Consider the following 20,087-nt stretch of genomic DNA (forward strand, 5'->3'; position numbering starts at 1 on the left):
CCGCGCCCGCTGCTCGAGGTCGCCCCCGGCGTCCACGTCGCGACGAGCGCGGTCTACGCGACGACGTCGAGCGTGGTGGTCGGCGACGACGGTGCCGCCCTGGTCGTCGACCCGGCGCTCACGGCGTCCGAGGTCGCCGGCCTGTCGGCGGCCGTCGCCCGGCGCGGGTGGCGGCCGCGGGCCGTCTGGTCGACGCACGCGCACTGGGACCACGTGCTCGACGGTCCCGGCCTGCGCGGCCTGCCGCGGTGGCGAGGCGGACCGGCGCGGACGGTCGACACCGGCTGGCGGTCCCGGACCGAGGCCGAGCGCGACGCCGACCCGGAGCTCGCCCGGCACCTGTCCACGCACGAGGACGCGGCCCCCGACGTCGTCCTCGAGGCCCCGCTCCCCTACCCCCGTGCCGCCGACGGTCGCGTCGACTGGTCCGGCCCGACGCTCGTGGTCGTCGAGCACACCGCGCACGCCCCGGACCACGGTGGACTGGTCGTCGTCGACGCCCGCGTCCTGGTCTGCGGCGACATGCTCTCGGACCGCGAGGTGCCGCTGCTCGACACCGACGCGCCCGACCCGCTCGGCCGCTACGCCGCCGGTCTCGACGCCCTGGAGCGTGCCGCCGTGGAGCACGACGTCGACGTCGTCGTCCCCGGGCACGGCACACCGGGCGACGGTGACGAGCTGCGCCGACGCCTCGACGCGGACCGTGCCTACCTCGACGGCCTGCGCACCGGTGCCGCGGCCGCGGACCCCCGGCTCGCGGACCCGCAGGTCGCGGCCGTGCACGACGCGCAGGTCGCGTCCCTCCACCACCACGAGGAGCCCTGAACCGGATCGCAGGTGCGACGATGGCGGCGTGGAGTGGCTGTGGGGCGTCGGCGGTGTCGTCGTCGTGCTCGTCGCCGCGGACCGCATGGTCGCGCGCGGCTGGTTCGACCGGCGCCGGCCCAAGGTACGCGTCCCGTCCGGCTCGGCGGGGTCCGGCATGTTCGGTGGTCTCGTCGAGGTGTTCCAGCCGAGCCTGCAGCACCTGACCGCGGAGCAGGACCGCCGGCGGCACGACGTGCAGCTGGCCGGCGACGCCGCACCGCCCGTCGACCTCGACGCCGGGATCGCGCGGCTCGACCCGCCGGTGCCACCCGACGCCTGACGACCCGCGCGTCAGTCGCCCGTGTCGGCCCTCGAACGCTCCGCGAGCGCCCACGCCTCGAGCTCGTCGCCGTGCTGCCGGACGAACTCCTCCTCGAGGTCGCGCAGGGCTGCCGCCCGCCGGGCGGCCAGGTCGACCTCCTCCTGGCAGTCCAGGTCCGCGACCGCGAGGACCGTCTCCGCCCGTCGCACCGCGGCGACCTGGTCGGCGTCGACCTGCACGAGACCGTCGGTGCCCGTCGTCTGCGCCGCGTCGAGCACGGCCCGCACCGACGCCTCCGCCGCCTGCGGGTCCGTCAGGCCCGCGTGCCCGCGCTCCGCCATGCAGCGCGACCACTCCGACGTCGCCTCCTGCACCGCGGACGCGTCGTCCACCCGGTCATACAACGCGTCCATCTCCGCGAGGAGCTCCTGCCAGTCGGGGTGCGCGAGCAGGACGCCGTAGACGGCGTCCCACGCCGCGTTCGTGCACCCGCCGACCTGTGCGACGACCCCTGCCGCGTCCTTCTCGCCGGTGCCGTACAGCTCGGCGTCGAACGCCTCCTGCGCCCCCGGCGTGAGCGTCGCCCGATAGGCCGCATTCGCGTCGGCCGCGTCCGCCGTCGCCACCTGCGCCTGCCAGGGGTCGGTCGTGACGCCGTACCCGAACTGCTCGCGGAACGCGCGCGACCCCGGCGCCGGGACGTCGTCGGCGAGCACCGGGCCGGCCGCCGGCGTGACCGCCGGGACGTACTCGAAGCCCGCGTCCTTCATGCACGCCGCGATGTGCTCTTCGTACCGCCGCTGCTGCGCCTGCGAACGGTCCTCCTGCTCGCCCGCCGTACCGTAGGCGAGCTCACGGTAGGGCGCGAGCGGACCACCTGCCGCCTCGTCCGGCCCCGCTCGACCGGAGCACCCGGCCGCGAGGAGCGCCGCCACGACCAGCACGGCCGTCCGTCCGCCGCGTCGCACGTCAGCCGCCGACCGGGAACTCGCCGATCACGGTCCGCCCGTCGCTCTCGTACACGGGCACCACCCGCACGTTCACCGCGGCCGCCCGGTCGAGCGCGAGCGCGCACAGCGCGGCGTCGTCCGTCCCGGCCGGGCGCGCGGCCGTGATGCCGCCCGCCGCGAGCAGGGCGTCGAGCAGCTCGGTCGCCCGTGCGGTCGCCGAGCCCGTCACCACGGCTTCCTGGATCGCGTCGAGCGCCGCGGTCCCCGCGGCCACGTCGACCGACGTCGCCGGCCCGGCACCGAGCTCGGTCGTGACGGCGTCGAGCGCCGCGGAAACCGACGCCTCGTCCCGCCGCGCCTGCTGCTCGACGGCCTCCGTGGGGTTCGCAGGCTCGTCCGCGTACAGGTCGACCTTGCGGACGTAGCCCACGGTCCCGTCGTCGGTCTCGACCTGGATGAGGTCGGGCTCGGCGTCCCGGTCGGCGGCGCCCAGCGCCGAGCCGTACGTCAGGCCGTCCGCGTTGGTCGACGCCGCCGCCGGGGACGGCGTGGTGCCGTCCGGGCTGGAGCACCCGGACAGCACCACGACCGCGACCACCAGCAGGGCGACACCCCACCGCAACGTCACCGGGCGGTGGGCATTCCCTCCCTGCCGCACTGCTCAGGCGTTCTGCTGCGGCGACTTGTACGTGTAGTGCGCGTTGTACGACGAGCCGTTCCAGACCTTCACGACGCCGTAGCTGTAGTACGAGCCGGACCGGTAGAGGGTGCCCGAGGGGATCGACAGGCCCGACGCCGCCCCCGAGTTGTACGTGAAGCCGCCCTCCTTGACCAGCGAGCCCGCCGAGTTGAACAGGCGGCCGTTCGCGCCCATCCACCCGGACGCCACGTTGCCGGACGAGGAGTTGATCCGCGAGTACGCCCACGCCGAACCGGTGTTCGTGTAGACGACTGCCTGCGCGGTGTAGGACTTGCCGTTCGCCGACAGCGAGCTGACGCTGCTGGACGCCGAGCCCGCCTGCGCGGCACCGATGCCGGCGAAGGTGAGCACTGCGGCGCCCGTGACGGCGACGACGGTCCTGACGAGTGCGTGACGCATGAGACCCCCTGGTTGCGTTGGACTGCCCCGGATGCCCGGTGCGTCCGGAACGTACCAAACCCCGCCGACAGACCGACAGGGGTGGGGGCCGACGAATCCGCAGGTCGGGCGGCGTCAGCCGCGGCGACGCCCGGCGTTCACCGCACGGACGTCCGCGCCCGGTCGGCCGGGCGTCAGCTCAGTGGGCGCCTGCTGCGCTGCCGCGCCGCCGCCTCGCGCTCCTGCTCCGCCAGGAGCCGGTGCCGCGCCGCGCGGGCCAGGTAGTAGCCGCGACGTTCGGTGCCCGACGCGGCAAGCCCGTCGAAGAACAGCGCGGCGCGCTCGTGCGCGTCGCGCGCCTCCTCGTGCACGCGCAGCGCGTGCGCGACCAGGTCGGTCGGGGCGAAGGTCTCGGAGACGTCCCGCAGGACGTTCGGCGGCACGGCGGGCGATGCCGCGACGTCCGGCGTGACGTGGATGGTGGCCATGTGGTCCCCCTCGGCGACGCTGCCGTCCGGGCACGGACGTGATGGGCGGCCTCCCCCTCCCTGGTGAGGCCAGGTGCCCAGTCTCGGACCGCTGCCGCCGGAGCGCGACCGGAGGACGCGCCGGATCGCGGACGGTGCGGATGAGTCGTCGACACGCCGGGCTTCGGAGAATCAGCGTCTGAGCTGCGCCCGTCGCGGCGACGCGCCCTGGTCGACCACGGCAACGGAGACCACCGACTCGACGAGCGCGACCCAGAGGGCGTTGCCCGGCATACGCGCCGGAGGCCGCCTGGGGCGCGTCAGACGACCTCCAGCCGCGTCGCCGCAAGGTCCGGCTCTGATTGCCGGGTTGGTGCCCGCCTACGCGAGCCCGTACACCTCCCGAGTGAGGGTGCACCGGGTGTCAGTTCTCGCGGGAGCGGCGCCTTCGACGTTCGCGCGTCCGAAGGTGGCCGATGAGTCGAGCTTCACGACGCCCCAGCTGAGCCTGATCTCGTCCGAGGTGACCGTAGCTCGCGGCCCGAGAGCCACCAGGTACGTCTCGCCCTCGTCATCCGGGGTCACGTACAGGCAACCGTCTTCGGCTATGAAGATCCGGCCCGTGTGGGCGACGTCGTCTCCGACCTGTTCGCCGTGATTCCGCAGGAACGTGACACCGTCGGACGTCTCCAGGGTCAGGCCGGATTCGGACTGGCGGCTGAACCAGAGAACGCCCCCCGCGATGATGACGAGAGCGGCGACAGAACCGGTAAGGATGACCCTAGAACGCGACACGGCGCCGACTCCTTAGCTCGTCACGACAGTGACGCCCAGCAGCGCGAGCGATCCGATTCCGCTGAACTGGTCGTAGAGGTAGTCCGACCCCCCGGAATGGACCCCGTGAGCCTTGTTGCCGTAGAACCACGGGCCGCCCGAGTCGCCCGGTGACGCGTTCTCGTTGACCGTCCGGAACAGGCCGCAGAACGTCGGGAATCCGCTGTAGGTCGTGCAGTTCCCCTTGGACTCAACCGTGTCACAGGAGAACCCGGAGGTCAGCCCGAACTTGCAGACTGCGCCGCCGACAACGGCGTCACCAGCAGACGTCACCAGCCGGTACTGCCCGAAGTTGTACTGGAAGGAGTTGCCTGACGTACCTGCCGTGAACCGAGTCCAGCGCACGTCACGATCCCTTCTTCGTCGCGCCAGGGCAGAGCACGATCTCGCCGGAGCCGTTGCCCCAGGTCGCGGCTACGAAGTCGTCAGGCAGCCGGTTACGCACTCGCTCGGCGGATGTGGTGAACTCCGAGAGCCCGGCGAACCGCTGCAGCACCTCGCTGAGTGGCTGGCCGTACTGCGTGGCGTACATCTGAAGGTCCTCGAGCTCCGCGGGAGTGAACCGGGCGGTGAGCGACGCCGCGACGGGCTGCTGCGGGCTGGGTGCGGCGCTCGCCGCTGGCGCGACTGCCGCGAATCCTGCGACGAGCGCGATCGAGAGCACCGCCCGTACCTTCACGGTCATTTCCCCTGCTTTCGTCTTGGACGACTCCGATGTCGGTCCGTGCTTTGAGAAAATAGCGACCGTCGCCGCTGGCCGTGGCCAGTTCGGCCAGTCCTTTCGCCCGATGTCCGAAACTGGCCACAGCCGTGCGTCGAGAATGCCGCGCCTGGCGTCGTGAACTTGCTCGGCCTGCGGGCGCTGTGGCGTGTCAGACGAGCGACTCGAGCTCGTTGGTGCGATCCAGCAGGCTCGGGACCGTGGACGAGGCGACGGCGGCCCGATACGTCGCGACGGGGTTGCGGACTCCGCGAATCTGCGTGCGGTACACCGCGGGGTCGTTGGCGGACGTTGCCTCGGGCGCGACCTCGAACATCGGCAGCTGGTCGGCGCGGACCAGACGGTTCCACCGCTCACCCTCGCCGCGGTGCGGGAATGGTGTGTGCCGCGTCCCGTGGAGGTCACTGCCACAACCACCACCGCGCCCGCTCGGACATCGGCGGCCGGCCGCCGATCACGAGGCAGACCAACCTCCCTGGACATCGCATCTAGGCGGGAGCTCCGTGGAGCCACGCGTCCTCACACCGGAACACGCTGCGCGTTCATCAACACCTGACGAGCCCCCACGAGCCTCCACGGGCTCCCAAGAAGGAGCGTTTCCGCAGGTCAGGCCAGGTAACGGGCGGATGAGTCAGTCGGTACGCCGGGTTCTGTCCCCGTGCCCGGTTGCCCCGGCACGGGTGGCGGCCATCCCTCTACGACGTACGTTGCCGCACGCCTCCAGCGGTCTACCCGGGAGCTCGGGCGGGCCGCCCTCGAACGCTCCCTGTCTGACCTTGCTCCGGGTGGGGTTTACCGAGCCGCACCGGTCACCCGGCACGCTGGTGGTCTCTTACACCACCGTTTCACCCTTACCCGCGCCCGGACGGCTCACGCCGACCGGTGCGGGCGGTCTTCTCTCTGTGGCACTGTCCCGCGGGTCACCCCGGGTGGGTGTTACCCACCACCCTGCCCTGCGGAGCCCGGACGTTCCTCGGCAGGCCCGAGGGCCTGACGCGGCCGCCTGACTGACTCATCCGCGCCGCACAGCCTACCGCCAGGTCAGACGTCCACCCGGTACGGCAGGTCGAGCTCGTCGCCGGAGCGGCCACGGATGCCCCAGTTCTCGGGCGGGCTCTCGAGGAGCACGACCTCGAGGTCGTCGACGGACAGCCCGAGGGCGGGGGCGACGTCGTCGAAGAACGCGGCGATCAGGGCACGCCGCGCGGCGCGGCTGCGGCCGGTGAAGCAGACGACCTCGACGACGAGGTAGGCGTCGGAGCGGGGCGCGACGAGGTCCTCGCCGTCGAGCAGCAGGAACCGGTGGAACCGCTTGTCGGCGGGCAGGCCCCACGTGCGGACGAGCGCGTCGTGGATCGCGTCGGACACCTCGCGACGTCGCGTGGCCCACACGTCACGGCGGCCGTAGACCTTGACCTGCGCCATCGTCGTCCACCCCTCGCGCACCCCGCTCGCCGGATGCGGCCGGGCAGCCCCGCGGAGCCTACAGTCGGGGCGTGCTCGTGCTGCTGCCGCCCTCGGAGGGCAAGACGTCCCCCGCCCGTGGACTGGTGCTCGACCTGGGTGGGCTCTCGCACCCGGGCCTGACGCCGGTGCGGGAGAAGGTGCTCGACGCGCTCGTGGAGGTGAGCGCCCGGCCGGACGCCGCGGCGGTGCTCGGGGTCGGTGCGAGCCTCGCGGAGGAGGTGGCGCGCAACGTCCGGCTGCGGACGCTGCCGACGGCACCGGCGCGACGCGTGTACTCGGGCGTGCTGTACGCGGCGGCGGGGCTGGACCGGTTGACGCCGGCGGCGCGCCGTCGCGCGGCCGAGTCCGTCCGGGTGGTCTCGGGGCTGTGGGGCGTGGTCACGCCCGAGGACGCGATCCCCGCGTACCGGCTGTCGATGGGGACCGACCTGCCGGGCATCGGCCCGTTGGCCTCGGCGTGGCGCGGGCCGCTCGGGGTCGAGCTCGACGCGGAGGCGGACGGCGCTCTGGTCGTCGACTGCCGCTCCGCGGCGTACCTCGCGGCGTGGCACCCGCCGCGCTCCGCGGACCACGTCACGGTACGGGTGCTGCGCGAGGTCGACGGCGTGCGTTCGGTCGTCTCTCACCACGCCAAGCACACGCGCGGCGTCCTGACGCGCCACCTGCTGACCCGCCGGGCGCGGCCGCCGCGCGACGCCGACGGCCTGGCGCACGCGGCGAGCGAGCTGGTCGGCGAGACGGTGCTCGCGGTCGAGCTCGGGCCGCCCGCGCGCGGGGCACGCACGCTCTCGCTCGTCGTCGCGTGACGCGCCGGCGCGCCTGACAGGTCAGCCCTTCGCGCCCCAGCCCTCGCTCGGCACGCCGACGACGGCGATCTCGTGCCGCTTGTCGCGGAACAGCCGCACGATGCTGACCGACGCGGGCGCGACCCGCAGCTGGCTCCACGACCCGGGCTGCGCACCCATCGCGACGCCCAGCGCGGCGCGGATCGCGACGGCGTGGCTCACGACGACGACTGTGCGACCGGTCCCGCCGTCGAGCAGCTGCTCGAACACCTGCGTCAGGCGCTCGCCGACGTCGGCGATCGACTCGCCGCCGGGCGGACGGAGGTCGCCGGCGGTGTGCCACGGCTCCAGCAGCCCGGGCCAGCGCTCCTCGATCTGCTCGGCGGTCAGGCCCTGCCACTCGCCGAAGTCGGCCTCCTTGACGAGGTCGACCGTCCGCACGGGCAGCCCGAGCCGCTCGGCGACGACCGCCGCGGTCTCCTGCGTGCGGACCATCGGGGACGCGAGCACCTCGCTCGGGTACTCGATGTCTCCCCACAGGTCGCGTCCGACGCGGTCCACCAGGGCGGCGGCGGCCCGCGCCTGCGCGCGCCCCGTGTCGTCGAGGGACGGGCCGGGCTCCGACGAGCCCGAGTAGCCGCGCGAGACCGTCATCGCGGTCTGGCCGTGCCGCACGAGGACCACGGTGACCGGCTGGTCGTCGTCGAAGCGGACACCCGCACCGGACGGCCGGGGCGCCCGCCCGGACCCCGGGTCGCCCGCCGCGGAGGCGCTCTGCGTGCCGGATCCGGCGGGGTCGGTCGTCGGCGCGCTGAGCGGCCCGACGTCGTCGTGGTCGGTCATCACGGCAGTCTCACGGTCCATCGCGAGGTTCGCCAGCCGGTCCGCGGCGGCGTTGCGGGCCCGCGGCACCCATGTCCAGGTGACCGTCGTCGGGTCGACGAGGGCGTGCACCTCGTCGGCGAAGCGGCGCATGTCGGCGTGCTTGATCTTCCACGTGCCGCGCATCTGCTCGATGACGAGCTGGGAGTCCATCCGGACCTCCAGCCGCGCGTCGGGGTCGATCGCGAGCGCGGCCCGGAGCCCGGCGACGAGCCCCGAGTACTCGGCGACGTTGTTCGAGGCGACCCCGAGGAAGTCGGCCCGCTCCGCCAGGACGTCACCCGTCCCCGCGTCGCGGACGACGGCACCGTACCCGGCGGGCCCGGGGTTGCCCCGGGAACCGCCGTCGGCCTCGACGACGAGCCGCCGGGCCACGCTCAGCCCTTCGCCGGCTCGGGCAGCCGCACGAGGATGCGCCCGCACTCCTCGCAGCGCACGACCTGGTCCTCGCCCTTCGACCGGATGGCGTCGAGGTCCAGCGGGTTGAGCTCGAGCCGGCAGCCCTCGCAGCGACGACCGCGCAGCGGCGCGGCGCCGAGCCCGCCGAGCTGACCGCGCAGCCGCTCGTACAGGGTCACGAGGCCGGCGTCGAGGCCCTCCGCGGTCGTGGCACGCTGCGCGCGCACGCGCTCGGCCTCGGCGTCGATCTCGCGGTACGCCGCGTCGCGGTCCGCCTCGACGACCTGCTTCTGCGCGACGAGCGCCTCGTGCGCCTTCGTGACCTCGGCGAGCGCGCCCTCGTGCGCCTCCAGACGCTCCATGACCTCGAGCTCGACGTCCTCGAGGTCCGCCTGCCGGCGCGCGAGCGACGTGAGCTCGCTCGTGAGCGCCTGCAGGTCCTTCGCCGAGCCCTGGCCCGAGTCGAGCCGTGCCTGGTCGCGCGCCGCGCGCGAGCGCACCTGCTCGACGTCCGCCTCCGCCTTCGCGACCTCACGACGCAGGTCCTGCACCGCGGTCTGCGACGTGACGAGCGCCGTGTGCAGGTCCGCGAGCTGCGCGTCGAGCTCGAGCAGGCGGGCCAGCTCGGGGAGCGAGCGGCGGCGGTGCGCGAGCTGGTCCATCCGCGTGTCGAGCTCCTGGACGTCCAGGAGGCGGCGCTGGTCGGCGGCGGGGGCAGTGCTCACGGGTGTCCTTCCGGAAGGGGGTGGGCGGACGCGTCGACGCGGCCCGTCCAGGGGTCGGTGCACAGGGTGCTGACCCGGGTCTCCACCGTAGTGCCCAGGCCCGCGAGGTCGGACTGCAGCGTGCGGGCCGCGTGCGCGAGCCAGGGCCACTCGGACGCGTAGTGCGCGAGGTCGACGAGGAAGGGCCGGGCGGCCCCGTCGCCCGCCTCGAACGCGGCTCGCTCGCGCAGCTCGGACGCCGGGTGGTGGCGCAGGTCCGCGGTGACGTACGCGTCGACGCCTGCGGCGCGGACGTCGTCGAAGAAGGCGTCACCCGATCCGCCGACGACCGCGACGTGCTCGACGCGTCCGTCGGAGTCGCCCGCGAACCGCACGCCCTGGGCGGTCGCGGGGGTGGCCGCGGCGACGGCGGCCGCGAACGCGGCGAGGGTCGTCGGCCGCGCGAGCCGTCCCACGCGGCCCGTCCCGGTCGAGCCGGGCCACGACGCGAGCTCGAGCACGTCGAACGCGGGCTCCTCGTACGGGTGCGCCGCGCGCATCGCCGCCACGACCGCCGACCGCAGCCGCCGCGGGGCGACCATCTCGACGCGCGCCTCGACGACGCGGCTCGCGACGCCGACCTCGCCGACCGCGGGCGACGCCCCGTCGAGCGGGGTGAACGTGCCCTCGCCCGTCGCCGTCCAGGCGCACCGCGCGTACCGGCCGACCGCTCCGGCACCGGCGGCGGCGAGCGCGTCCACGAGCCGCTCCGCGTCGGCGACCGGGACGAACACCACGTGCTTGTCGAGCGCCTCCGCGGCGTCGGCCTGCAGGGGCCGGGTGTCGACGAGCCCGACGGCCTCGGCGAGCGCGTCCGCGACTCCCCCGGCGGCCGCGTCGGCGTTGGTGTGCGCCGTGTAGAGGGCGACCCCGGACCGCACGAGCCGGTGCAGCAGCGCACCCTTGAACGTCGTCGCGGCGACCGAGTGGACGCCGCGCAGCAGCAGCGGGTGGTGCGTCACGACGAGGTCCGCACCCCACGCCACCGCCTCCTCGACCACGTCGGCGACGGGGTCGACCGCGAGCAGCACCCGCCGGACCTCCTGCGCGGGGTCGCCCGCGACCAGGCCGACCGCGTCCCACGACTCCGCCGTCGAGGGCGGGTAGCGGCGCTCGAGCGCGCGGACGACGTCGGAGAGACGAGGGGCGGTCACCGGGGCGCTCACGGCACGCACGCTACCGGCGTGCCCGCGCGGCCCGCGTCACCGCAGCGACGTCACCGGGTCGCCCACGTGGACGCGTCCGGTGGTGACGGGCACGACCCGCACGCCGAACCACGTCCGGCCGTCCGCGCGGCGGTGCCGCGCGAGCGTCCGGACTGGCTCCTTGGTGGTGACGAGCGCGTCGAGGTCGATCGTCGTGAGGCTGCACCGGTCGCACCGCTCGGAGAACCGCAGCTCGACGTCGCCGACCCGCAGGCCCGCCCACGTGTCCTCCTCGAACGGCTCCAGGTCGCCGCCGACGACGAGGTTCGGCCGGAACCGCTCCATCGGCAGCGGCGGTCGCGACGGCCCGTCGGGGTCCGCGGACTCGCGTGCGGCATCGGCGATCCAGCCGTTCAGCGCCGCCATCGACGCCACGGTCGTGACGAGCAGCGGCCCGGCGTCGGCGAGCGCCATCGTGTCGCCCGGCAGGCCGCCGTGCGACTCGCTCACCGTCCGGCGCCGCGGGTCGTCGAGCCACACGAGCCGGACGGGCCGCCCGAGCGCCTCGGACAGCCACGCATCGGCCCGCGGGCCGCCGGACGTCGCCCGGTCGAGCCGGGACAGCCCGACGGGCACGTCCGCGACGCCACCCGCGGGCTCGGCGACCTCCAGGTCGGGCAGGCCCGCCGCCGCCAGCCGGATCCCGCCGTCGACAGGCGTCGCGCGCACGCCCAGCATGCGCGGGAGCTCACGCGCCGTGAGCACCTCCCCGTCGGGGAGCACGACCATCCACCGCCGGTCCCCCTGCACGCCCCACGCGAGCACGTCCGCTGCCGGCACGTCGACGCCGCGCAGCGACTTCACGGGATAGACGCACACCGACGCGACGTGGGGACCGACCATCCGCCGGACGCTAGCAAGCGTCGGCCGGCACCGGCGCGTCGGCGCCCGTGCAGCGGTGGGCCCGGCCGGTTTCGAACCGGCGACCTCCGCGGTGTAAGCGCGGCGCTCTGACCAGCTGAGCTACAGGCCCGTCGTCGGACGCCCGACGGTCGGTGACCGCGGCGTGCGACGGGCGCACAGCCTACCGGGGTGCAGGTCGGGGCGGGTGCCCGCCGAGCAGGACCGCGGAGGGAGCCTGCCCGCTCAGGCCGTCAGGTCGGCGATCGCGGCCCGGTACGCCGCGAGGTCGCGCGCCTGCCCCGCGGGGTTCACGACGGACCAGCGCACGACACCCTCGGCGTCGAGGAGGAAGCTGCCGCGCAGCGGGCGGCCGTGCGTCTCGTCGAAGACGCCGTACGCTCGCGCGACGTCGCCGTGCGGCCAGAAGTCGGACAGCAGGTCGAAGCCGTAGCCCTCCTGCTCGCGCCATGCCCGCAGCGTGAACACCGAGTCGCAGGAGACGACGAGGACCCGCACGCCGGCGTCGTCGAACGCGGCGATGTTGTCGCGGATCTCGCACAGCTCGCCCCGGCAGGTCCCGGAGAAGGCGAAGGGCACGAACACGACGACCACGGGGGTGCCCCGCAGCTCGCTCAGCGTGACTGGCGACCCGTGGGTGTCGGTGAGCGTGAAGTCGGGTGCGACGTCGCCGACGGAGGGGACGCCGCTCACTTCCCGCGGCCGCGCGTGCCGAGACGCGTCGCGGACCAGTCGGCGGCGACGGCGAACGTCGTCATGGCGTGCAGACCGCTCGTCGTCGCGGCCTCCTCGATGTCGCTGTGCGACACGTGACCGGGGCGGCCGGACTTCGGGGTGAGGACCCAGATGACGCCGTTGTCCTCGAGCACGGTCATCGCGTCGACGAGGACGTCGGTGAGGTCGCCGTCGTCGTCGCGGAACCAGATGAGGACGCCGTCGGTGACGTCGTCGTAGTCCTCGTCCACGAGGTCCGACCCGGTCACGTCCGTCAGGGCGTCACGGAAAGCCTCGTCGACGTCGTCGTCGTACCCGAACTCCTGGATCACCTGACCCGCGGTGAACCCCAGACGCGCTGCCACCTGCGAGGCGGCGTCGTCCGTGCTGGATGACACGTCCCGACCGATCCCTTCGTCGCGCCGTCCCCCGACGGGACGACCTGCTGATGTCCGCACACCGTAGCCCACCGCACGACGGCAGGCCCTGGCAAGGGACGGCGCCGCGGCGTGTCCCCCGCGCGGGCGACCCGCGCGCTCCTGACCGGCGCGGGCGGTGTCACGGACGTCACGTGGCCCGAGGACCGGGACGGTGTGACTTTAGGCCCGGGTCGGACCGAGAATGGGGCCGATCACCCGCACCCGTGGTCGCGCCCACGCGCACCACGGTGACGGGGCCAGATGCGCGCCGGGGCCACGAGGCCTGCGCGTGCGGACGAGAGGCAAGGAGCACCGGTGGCTTCCATCGACGAGACGGGCCCGCTGATCGGCGGCCTGCTCAGCCAGGTCCCCGACATCGACCCCGCCGAGACCGGCGAGTGGCTCGAGTCGCTCGACGGGCTCATCGAGGACAAGGGCGGGCCGCGCGCGCGCTACGTCCTGCTCAGCATGCTGCGCCACGCGCGGCAGCGGAACGTGGCGATCCCGGCCTCGCTCAACACGCCGTACGTCAACACGATCGCGGTGCACGACGAGCCGTACTTCCCCGGTGACGAGGTCATCGAGCGGCGTTACCGCTCGTGGATCCGCTGGAACGCGGCCGTCATGGTGACGCGCGCGCAGCGCCCCGGCGTCTCGGTCGGCGGGCACATCTCGTCGTACGCGTCGGTCGCGACGCTCACCGAGGTCGGCCTCAACCACTTCTTCCGTGGGAAGGACCACCCGGGCGGCGGCGACCAGGTCTACTTCCAGGGCCACGCCTCCCCCGGCGTGTACGCGCGCGGCTTCCTCGAGGGCCGGCTCACGGAGCACCAGCTCGACGGCTTCCGGCAGGAGCTGTCGCACCCCGGCGGCGGCCTGCCGTCGTACCCGCACCCGCGCCTCGCGCCGGACCTGTGGGAGTTCCCGACGGTGTCGATGGGCCTCGGCCCGGCCTCGGCGATCTACCAGGCGTGGACCAACAAGTACCTGCACAACCGCGGGATCAAGGACACGAGCCAGCAGGACGTGTGGGCGTTCCTCGGCGACGGCGAGATGGACGAGCCCGAGTCGCGCGGCATGCTGCAGCACGCGGCGCAGCAGGGCCTGGACAACCTCACGTTCGTCGTCAACTGCAACCTGCAGCGCCTCGACGGCCCGGTCCGCGGCAACGGCAAGATCATCCAGGAGCTCGAGGCGCAGTTCCGCGGCGCGGGCTGGAACGTCATCAAGGTCATCTGGGGCCGCGAGTGGGACGTCCTGCTCAACGCCGACAAGGACCGCGCGCTCGTGCACCTCATGAACACGACGCCCGACGGCGACTTCCAGACGTACCGCGCGGAGAACGGCGCGTTCATCCGCGAGCACTTCTTCGGCCGCGACCCGCGCACGAAGCAGCTCGTCGAGAAGATGACGGACGACGAGATCTGGGCGCTCAAGCGCGGTGGTCACGACTACCGCAAGCTCTACGCCGCCTACAAGGCTGCGCGCGAGCACACGGGCCAGCCGACCGTGATCCTGGCGCACACGATCAAGGGCTACGGCCTGGGCTCGGGCTTCGCGGGCCGCAACGCGACGCACCAGATGAAGAAGCTCAAGGTCGACGAGCTCAAGACGCTGCGCGACTCGCTGCACATCCCGATCTCGGACGAGCAGCTCGAGGCGAACCCGTACCTGCCGCCGTACTACCACCCGGGGCAGGACGACGAGGGCATCCAGTACCTCCTGGAGCGCCGCCGCCAGCTCGGCGGCTTCGTCCCGGAGCGCCGCTCGACGCACAAGGCCGTCACCCTGCCCGAGGCGAAGGTCTACGAGGGCCTCGCGAAGGGCTCGGGGCACCAGGAGGTCGCCTCGACCATGGCGCTCGTGCGTCTGTTCAAGGACCTCGTGAAGGACAAGGAGTTCGGTCACCGCCTGGTGCCGATCATCCCGGACGAGGCCCGCACGTTCGGCCTGGACTCGATCTTCCCGAGCGCGAAGATCTTCAACACGAACGGCCAGAACTACATGGCCGTCGACCGGGAGCTCATGCTCTCGTACAAGGAGTCCGAGGCCGGGCAGATCATGCACACCGGCATCAACGAGGCCGGCTCCGCGGCCGCGTTCCAGGCCGTAGGCACGTCGTACGCGACGCACGGCGAGCCGCTGATCCCGTTCTACTTCTACTACTCGATGTTCGGGTTCCAGCGGACGGGCGACCAGTTCTGGGCCGCGGGCGACCAGATGGCGCGCGGGTTCCTCATCGGCGCGACGGCCGGCCGCACGACGCTGACGGGCGAGGGCCTGCAGCACGCCGACGGCCACTCCCCGCTGCTGGCGGGCACGATGTCGCACGTCGTCCACTACGACGCCGCGTACGGCTACGAGCTGCGGCACATCGTCAAGGACGGCATCGAGCGCATGTACGGGGAGGGTGACGGCCGCGACAAGGACGTCATCTACTACCTGACGGTCTACAACGAGCCCATGGTCCAGCCGGCCGAGCCGGAGGGCGTCGACGTTGAGGGCATCCTCAAGGGCATCTACCTGCTGTCCCCGGCCGAGGGCGACGGGCCGCGCGCCCAGATCCTGGCGTCGGGCGTGGCGGTGCCGTGGGCGCTCGAGGCGCAGAAGCTGCTCGCCGAGGACTGGGGGGTGCGCGCCGCGGTGTGGTCGGTGACGAGCTGGAACGAGCTGCGTCGCGACGGCCTCGCCGCCGACCAGCACGCGTACCTGCACCCGGGCGAGGAGCCCCGGCAGGCGTACCTCACGCAGAAGCTCGCCGGCGCGGAGGGTCCGTTCGTCGCCACGACGGACTACGACCACCTCGTCGCCGACCAGGTGCGCGCGTGGGTGCCCGGCACGTACGCGACGCTCGGCGCCGACGGCTTCGGGTTCTCGGACACGCGCGCCGCGGCCCGTCGCCACTTCAAGATCGACGGCCCGTCGACGGTCGTGCGCGTGCTGCAGCAGCTCGCGCGCACGGGAGCCGTCCCGGCGGAGGCGCCGGCGCAGGCGATCGAGCGCTACCGCCTGCACGACGTCACGGCCGGCACGTCCGGCAACACGGGCGGCGACTCCTGACGGTCACGTCCTGACGGACGAGGGCCCGCGGCGGGTGATCCGCCGCGGGCCCTCGTCCGTGCGGGTGCGGTGCAGGGGTCCGCACCCGCGGCTCGTGCCGGCTCAGGTGCCGGGGATGGTCTGCTCCGCGTGCGCGACGACGCGCGCGAGCTCGGTGCGCAGGTCGGCGACGGCGGCCTGGTCGGGGTACAGGTCGAGCGAGGCGACGTGCTGCTTGGCCTCGAGCGGCCGGCCGGCCTCGACGGCGGCGAGGACGAGGTGCCGGGCGACCTCGGGGTCGTGCTCGCGCGGCCGCCAGTGCCCGACGCCGAGCCCGAGGGCGTCGACGGGCTGCCCCGCCTCGCGCAGCAGCGCGAGCGACTCGACCAGGGCGCGACCCGACGGGTCCCGCTCGGAGGCCGTGGTGAGGCGACGCAGCGTGCCCTCGTGGTCGTCGCGGACGGACAGCCGGGCGACCTCGATGAGCGGGTACCAGGCCCGGGGGTTGCCGGCGAGCTCCTCGCCGAGCGCCCACACGGCCAGGTCGGCGGCGCGCTCGCGCTCGTCGTCCGTCGTGGGCGCGGCGAGCGGGTCCTCCTCGGACCCGGACTCGGCGGCGCGGCGGCGCACGATCTCGGCGAGGGCCGCGAACGCCCGCTCGTTGTTGGGGTCGTCGCTCAGCATCGAGCGCAGGGCGTCCTCGTGCAGGGTGTCCCCGCGCCGCGCGGCCGAGGTCGGTCGACGGGCTCCGACGCGCGAGGCCGAGCTCGGCCGACGCATCAGCTGGCGAAGTCGAGGCAGGAGAGCCATGTGGGGACCCTATCCGTTGGCCGGGCGGCGCACCCGGCCCGATCCCGGCCTTTCCTCGACCGTCGCGCGCGCCTTTGTCGACTTCCCACAAGCGCGCCTCCTATGCTCCCCCCTATGCCCGGACCTTCGCACGGCGGACGCCCGCCGACCGGCGCGGAGGCCGCCCGGCCCACCGACGCCGCCCCCGCGCGACGCCGCCGGACGGCGGAGCCGACCGACCCCGCCGACGCCGCGACCGCCGAGACCCAGCGGCGCGTGCGGGAGGGGTCCGGCCTGCTCGCCGCGGCAGCCATGCGTCGCCTCGACGAGGACCTCGACTGGTACCGCTCGCTGCCGGCGGAGGACCGCTCGTGGGTCGGGCTCGTCGCACAGGCGGGCATCACGGCGTTCGTCACGTGGTTCATGGACCCGACGCGCCCCCCGCACGGCGTCGGCGACATCTTCGCCACCGCGCCGCCTGAGCTCACGCGGTCCATCTCGCTGCAGCACACGCTGCAGCTCGTGCGCGTCGTCGTGGACGTCGTCGAGGCGAACAGCGACCGGCTCGCGGCCCCCGGGGACGAGCGTTCGCTGCGCGAGGCGGTGCTGCGCTACTCGCGGGAGGTCGCGTTCTCGGCGGCCGAGGTGTACGCCCGGGCGGCGGAGGTCCGCGGCGCGTGGGACGCGCGGCTCGAGGCTCTGGTCGTGGACGCGATCGTGCGCGGCGACGTCGACGACGCGCTGCGCTCGCGCGTCGCGGCGCTCGGGTGGAGCGGCCGCGGCTCGACGCTCGTCATCGTCGGCACGACCGCGTCGCCGCTCGACGACGTGCGCGCGGCCGACCTGCGCCGGGCCACCCGGCGGGCCGCGGACGACGCCCTCGTCGGCATCCACGGCGACCGGCTCGTCGTGCTCGTCGGCGGCGAGGGCGACCTGCGGGGCGCCGTGACCGCGCTGCTCCCCCGGTTCGGCCCGGGGCCCGTCGTCGTCGGCCCCGAGGCGCGGGACCTGGCCGACTGCGCCCGGTCCGCACGTGCGGCGCTCGCCGGTCTGGCCGCGGCCGCCGCCTGGGCCCAGGCGCCGCGCCCGGTGCAGGCCGACGACCTGCTGCCCGAGCGCGTGCTCGTCGGCGACGTCACCGCGCGCCGCGCGCTCGTCACGCGCGCGTACGCCCCGCTCGCGGCGAACCAGGGCTCGCTGCTCGAGACGCTGTCCGCCTACCTCGGCGCCGGACGGTCGCTCGAGGCGGCCGCCCGGACGCTGTACGTGCACCCGAACACGGTGCGCTACCGCCTGCGCCGCGTCGCCGACGTCACGGGCTGGGACCCTCTCGACGCGCGCGAGTCCTACGTGCTGCAGACGGCCCTTGCGCTCGGCCTGCTGGAGGACGCGGGCGCCCCGTCGGTCGTCGAGCGGCCGTGACCGTCTCGCGTGCTTTGTAGGAGTCGCACAAGGCGTCGCGAGAACGTTGGTGCGCGCCACGAGGCCGGGGGGCGGGACCGGCACGGCAAGGTGGTCAGGTGCTCGTCGTCGTCTGCCCCGGTCAGGGTGCCCAGTCCCCCGGCATGCTCGCCCCCTGGCTCGAGCTGCCCGTCGTCGCGGAGTCCGTCGACCGCTCGTCGCAGGTCGCAGGTCTCGACCTGCGCGCGCACGGCACGACGTCCGACGCGGACACCATCCGTGACACCGCGGTGGCGCAGCCGCTGCTCGTCGCCTCGGCGCTCGCGAGCCTGCGCGCGGTGCTGGAGCTCGACGCGACCACGCCGCTGGGCACCGTCGCGGGCCCGCTCGTCGGCGCGACCGCGGGCCACTCGGTCGGCGAGCTCGCCGCCGCCGCGGTCGCCGGCGTCCTCACGGACGACGAGGCGCTCGGCCTCGTCGCGGTGCGCGGGGCCGCCATGGCGCGGGCCGCCGCGAGCACGCCCACGGGCATGAGCGCGGTCCTCGGCGGGGACCCCGACGAGGTGCTCGCGACGCTCGCCGGGCACGGGCTCGTCGCCGCGAACGTCAACGGCGGCGGCCAGGTCGTCGCCGCGGGCGCGCTCGACGCGCTCGCGGCCCTCGCCGCCGCTCCCCCGACCCGCGCGCGCGTCGTGCCGCTCCAGGTCGCGGGCGCCTTCCACACGCAGGTCATGGAGCCCGCGGTCGCGGAGCTGCGGGCCGCCGCGCAGCAGGTGTCGCCCGCAGAGCCCGCGGTCCCGCTGCTCACCAACGCCGACGGCACGGTCGTCCCGTCCGGCGCCCGCGCGCTCGAGCTGCTCGTCGCCCAGGTCGCGAACCCGGTCCGCTGGGACCTGTGCCAGCAGACGCTGCTCGGCCTCGGGGTCACGGGACTGCTCGAGGTCGCCCCCGGCGGCGTCCTGACGGGCCTGGCCCGGCGTACGCTGCCCGGGGTCGAGACGGTCGCCGTGAAGACGCCCGCCGACCTGGACGCCGCGCGCGACCTCGTGCGCCGCCACGGAGGCACGGCGTCCACCCCCACGCCCGGCGACACCACCGCGACCACCCAGGAGCACCAGTCGTGACCCGACCCACCCTGACGCAGGCGACCGGCCCCGCGCACTCGCGCATCCTCGGCATCGGTGGCGTGCGCGGCGAGCGCGTCGTCCCGAACGACGACCTCGTCGGCCCCATCGACTCCTCCGACGAGTGGATCCGCCAGCGGACCGGCATCGTCACGCGCCGCCGTGCGGGCGAGGGAACCGACGTGCTCGACCTCGCCGAGGGCGCCGCGCGCGCCGCGATCGAGAACGCCGGCCTCACGGGGGCCGACATCGACGCCGTGATCCTGTCGACCGTCACGTACTTCCACCAGACGCCCGCCGGCGCCGCGATCATCGCGGACCGGATCGGTGCGACCCCGGCCGCGGCCTACGACATCTCCGCGGCCTGCGCGGGCTACTGCTACGGCATCGGCCAGGCCGACGCGCTGGTCCGCGCGGGCGCCGCGCGGCACGTGCTGGTCATCGGTGCCGAGAAGATGAGCGAGTTCGTCGACCCGACGGACCGCAGCATCTCCTTCCTGCTCGGCGACGGCGCCGGCGCGGTCGTCATCGGCCCGTCCGACACCCCCGGCATCGGCCCGACCGTCTGGGGCTCGGACGGTGCGCAGGCGCAGGCGATCCGCCAGACGCACTCGTGGCTCGCGACGCGCGACGAGGGTGCCGGCTGGCCGACCCTGCGCCAGGAGGGCCAGTCCGTGTTCAAGTGGGCCGTCTGGCAGATGGCCCCGGTCGCGCAGAAGGCCCTCGACGCGGCCGGCGTGACGGCCGACCAGATCGACGCCTTCGTCCCGCACCAGGCGAACATGCGGATCATCGACCAGATGATCAAGCAGCTCAAGCTGCCCGAGACGGTCGTCGTCGGGCGTGACATCGCCGACACCGGCAACACCTCCGCGGCGTCGATCCCGCTGGCCACGGAGCGTCTGCTCCGCGAGGGCCAGGTGAGCAGCGGCGCGCTCGCCCTGCAGATCGGGTTCGGTGCCGGGCTCGTCTACGCCGCGCAGGTCGTCGTCCTGCCCTGACCGCACCAGGCCCGGCGACCCCCGCCGGACCGCCCCGTCCTCAGACCTTCGGCCGACC

Annotated in this window: 23 protein-coding genes, 1 tRNA gene and 1 other RNA gene; 7 read left to right on the plus strand and 18 right to left on the minus strand. The window is 74.3% G+C overall.

Annotated features, from left to right (window positions below; all coding sequences use genetic code 11):
- The first annotated feature begins 72 nt into the window (after nucleotides 1-72).
- Both CELF_RS11340 and CELF_RS11345 read left to right on the plus strand, forming a co-directional pair.
- The gene (locus tag CELF_RS11340) at nucleotides 73-825 is read left to right on the plus strand and encodes an MBL fold metallo-hydrolase (RefSeq protein ID WP_013771399.1); all 753 of its coding nucleotides are present in this window, start codon (nucleotides 73-75) and stop codon (nucleotides 823-825) included.
- A 28-nt stretch (nucleotides 826-853) separates the two neighbouring features.
- Nucleotides 854-1,147 (plus strand): DUF6191 domain-containing protein, encoded by a 294-nt coding sequence (locus CELF_RS11345; protein WP_013771400.1) that lies wholly within the window; start codon nucleotides 854-856, stop codon nucleotides 1,145-1,147.
- Between the two features lie 11 nt (nucleotides 1,148-1,158).
- Here the strand turns inward: CELF_RS11345 and CELF_RS11350 are convergent, their stop codons facing one another.
- The 10 genes from CELF_RS11350 to CELF_RS11385 form a co-directional block, all read right to left on the minus strand.
- Nucleotides 1,159-2,073: a hypothetical protein gene (locus tag CELF_RS11350; protein WP_013771401.1), complete on the minus strand. Its 915-nt coding sequence runs from the start codon at nucleotides 2,071-2,073 to the stop codon at nucleotides 1,159-1,161.
- Between the two features lie 25 nt (nucleotides 2,074-2,098).
- A complete protein-coding gene (locus CELF_RS19535) occupies nucleotides 2,099-2,707 on the minus strand; it encodes a hypothetical protein (RefSeq protein WP_013771402.1) in 609 nt (202 codons plus the stop codon).
- A gap of 33 nt (nucleotides 2,708-2,740) precedes the next feature.
- A complete protein-coding gene (locus CELF_RS11360) occupies nucleotides 2,741-3,178 on the minus strand; it encodes a hypothetical protein (protein WP_013771403.1) in 438 nt (145 codons plus the stop codon).
- 173 nt (nucleotides 3,179-3,351) lie between these two features.
- Entirely contained in the window at nucleotides 3,352-3,645 is a 294-nt protein-coding gene (locus CELF_RS11365; protein ID WP_013771404.1) for a hypothetical protein, read from the minus strand.
- A 360-nt stretch (nucleotides 3,646-4,005) separates the two neighbouring features.
- On the minus strand, nucleotides 4,006-4,419 hold the full coding sequence (locus tag CELF_RS11370; protein ID WP_013771405.1) for a hypothetical protein: 414 nt from the start codon (nucleotides 4,417-4,419) through the stop codon (nucleotides 4,006-4,008).
- A gap of 12 nt (nucleotides 4,420-4,431) precedes the next feature.
- Nucleotides 4,432-4,803 (minus strand): trypsin-like serine protease, encoded by a 372-nt coding sequence (locus tag CELF_RS11375; RefSeq protein WP_041553458.1) that lies wholly within the window; start codon nucleotides 4,801-4,803, stop codon nucleotides 4,432-4,434.
- Between the two features lies 1 nt (nucleotide 4,804).
- Complete coding sequence (locus tag CELF_RS11380) at nucleotides 4,805-5,143, minus strand: hypothetical protein (RefSeq protein ID WP_013771406.1); 339 nt, start codon at nucleotides 5,141-5,143, stop codon at nucleotides 4,805-4,807.
- Nucleotides 5,144-5,330: 187 nt separating this feature from the next.
- On the minus strand, nucleotides 5,331-5,495 hold the full coding sequence (locus tag CELF_RS20455) for a hypothetical protein (RefSeq protein WP_013771407.1): 165 nt from the start codon (nucleotides 5,493-5,495) through the stop codon (nucleotides 5,331-5,333).
- A gap of 307 nt (nucleotides 5,496-5,802) precedes the next feature.
- Nucleotides 5,803-6,194, minus strand: an RNA gene (gene rnpB, locus CELF_RS19820) — RNase P RNA component class A.
- Between the two features lie 26 nt (nucleotides 6,195-6,220).
- Nucleotides 6,221-6,604: a tautomerase family protein gene (locus tag CELF_RS11385; RefSeq protein WP_013771408.1), complete on the minus strand. Its 384-nt coding sequence runs from the start codon at nucleotides 6,602-6,604 to the stop codon at nucleotides 6,221-6,223.
- A gap of 71 nt (nucleotides 6,605-6,675) precedes the next feature.
- Here CELF_RS11385 and CELF_RS11390 point away from each other — a divergent pair, with 71 nt between their 5' ends.
- Complete coding sequence (locus CELF_RS11390) at nucleotides 6,676-7,452, plus strand: YaaA family protein (RefSeq protein WP_013771409.1); 777 nt, start codon at nucleotides 6,676-6,678, stop codon at nucleotides 7,450-7,452.
- A 21-nt stretch (nucleotides 7,453-7,473) separates the two neighbouring features.
- Here the strand turns inward: CELF_RS11390 and CELF_RS11395 are convergent, their stop codons facing one another.
- The 7 genes from CELF_RS11395 to CELF_RS11425 all read right to left on the minus strand — a co-directional run bounded on the left by CELF_RS11395 (nucleotide 7,474) and on the right by CELF_RS11425 (nucleotide 12,654).
- Nucleotides 7,474-8,688, minus strand: coding sequence for a bifunctional RNase H/acid phosphatase (locus tag CELF_RS11395; RefSeq protein WP_013771410.1), 1,215 nt, complete (start codon nucleotides 8,686-8,688; stop codon nucleotides 7,474-7,476).
- A 2-nt stretch (nucleotides 8,689-8,690) separates the two neighbouring features.
- A complete protein-coding gene (locus CELF_RS11400) occupies nucleotides 8,691-9,437 on the minus strand; it encodes a zinc ribbon domain-containing protein (protein WP_013771411.1) in 747 nt (248 codons plus the stop codon).
- A complete protein-coding gene (locus CELF_RS11405) occupies nucleotides 9,434-10,642 on the minus strand; it encodes a Nif3-like dinuclear metal center hexameric protein (protein ID WP_232014229.1) in 1,209 nt (402 codons plus the stop codon). Before CELF_RS11405 ends, CELF_RS11400 begins: the two co-directional genes overlap by 4 nt.
- Before the next feature lie 36 nt (nucleotides 10,643-10,678).
- Nucleotides 10,679-11,524, minus strand: a complete 846-nt coding sequence (locus CELF_RS11410) for an MOSC domain-containing protein (RefSeq protein WP_013771413.1) — start codon at nucleotides 11,522-11,524, stop codon at nucleotides 10,679-10,681.
- A 56-nt stretch (nucleotides 11,525-11,580) separates the two neighbouring features.
- Nucleotides 11,581-11,654: transfer RNA gene (locus CELF_RS11415), tRNA-Val, on the minus strand.
- A gap of 113 nt (nucleotides 11,655-11,767) precedes the next feature.
- Nucleotides 11,768-12,235 carry a peroxiredoxin gene (locus CELF_RS11420; RefSeq protein ID WP_013771414.1) on the minus strand — a complete coding sequence of 156 codons (468 nt, stop codon included), beginning with the start codon at nucleotides 12,233-12,235 and terminating at the stop codon, nucleotides 11,768-11,770.
- Nucleotides 12,232-12,654 (minus strand): DUF3052 domain-containing protein, encoded by a 423-nt coding sequence (locus CELF_RS11425; protein WP_013771415.1) that lies wholly within the window; start codon nucleotides 12,652-12,654, stop codon nucleotides 12,232-12,234. Before CELF_RS11425 ends, CELF_RS11420 begins: the two co-directional genes overlap by 4 nt.
- A 336-nt stretch (nucleotides 12,655-12,990) precedes the next feature.
- On the opposite strand from CELF_RS11425, the gene aceE reads away from it, so the two are divergent.
- Nucleotides 12,991-15,735, plus strand: coding sequence for a pyruvate dehydrogenase (acetyl-transferring), homodimeric type (gene aceE / locus CELF_RS11430; protein WP_013771416.1), 2,745 nt, complete (start codon nucleotides 12,991-12,993; stop codon nucleotides 15,733-15,735).
- A gap of 102 nt (nucleotides 15,736-15,837) precedes the next feature.
- Here the strand turns inward: aceE and CELF_RS11435 are convergent, their stop codons facing one another.
- The gene (locus CELF_RS11435; RefSeq protein WP_041553460.1) at nucleotides 15,838-16,524 is read right to left on the minus strand and encodes a hypothetical protein; all 687 of its coding nucleotides are present in this window, start codon (nucleotides 16,522-16,524) and stop codon (nucleotides 15,838-15,840) included.
- A gap of 114 nt (nucleotides 16,525-16,638) precedes the next feature.
- Between CELF_RS11435 and CELF_RS11440 the strand changes: the two genes are divergently transcribed.
- From CELF_RS11440 to CELF_RS11450, 3 genes are all read left to right on the plus strand, one after another.
- A complete protein-coding gene (locus CELF_RS11440; RefSeq protein WP_126297751.1) occupies nucleotides 16,639-17,925 on the plus strand; it encodes a PucR family transcriptional regulator in 1,287 nt (428 codons plus the stop codon).
- Nucleotides 17,926-18,023: 98 nt separating this feature from the next.
- Nucleotides 18,024-19,028: an ACP S-malonyltransferase gene (locus CELF_RS11445; RefSeq protein WP_013771419.1), complete on the plus strand. Its 1,005-nt coding sequence runs from the start codon at nucleotides 18,024-18,026 to the stop codon at nucleotides 19,026-19,028.
- Nucleotides 19,025-20,029 carry a beta-ketoacyl-ACP synthase III gene (locus tag CELF_RS11450; protein WP_013771420.1) on the plus strand — a complete coding sequence of 335 codons (1,005 nt, stop codon included), beginning with the start codon at nucleotides 19,025-19,027 and terminating at the stop codon, nucleotides 20,027-20,029. The genes CELF_RS11445 and CELF_RS11450 overlap by 4 nt, the downstream gene beginning before the upstream one ends.
- The last annotated feature ends 58 nt before the right edge of the window (nucleotides 20,030-20,087 follow it).

Source organism: Cellulomonas fimi ATCC 484 (assembly GCF_000212695.1).
Taxonomy (GTDB): domain Bacteria; phylum Actinomycetota; class Actinomycetes; order Actinomycetales; family Cellulomonadaceae; genus Cellulomonas; species Cellulomonas fimi.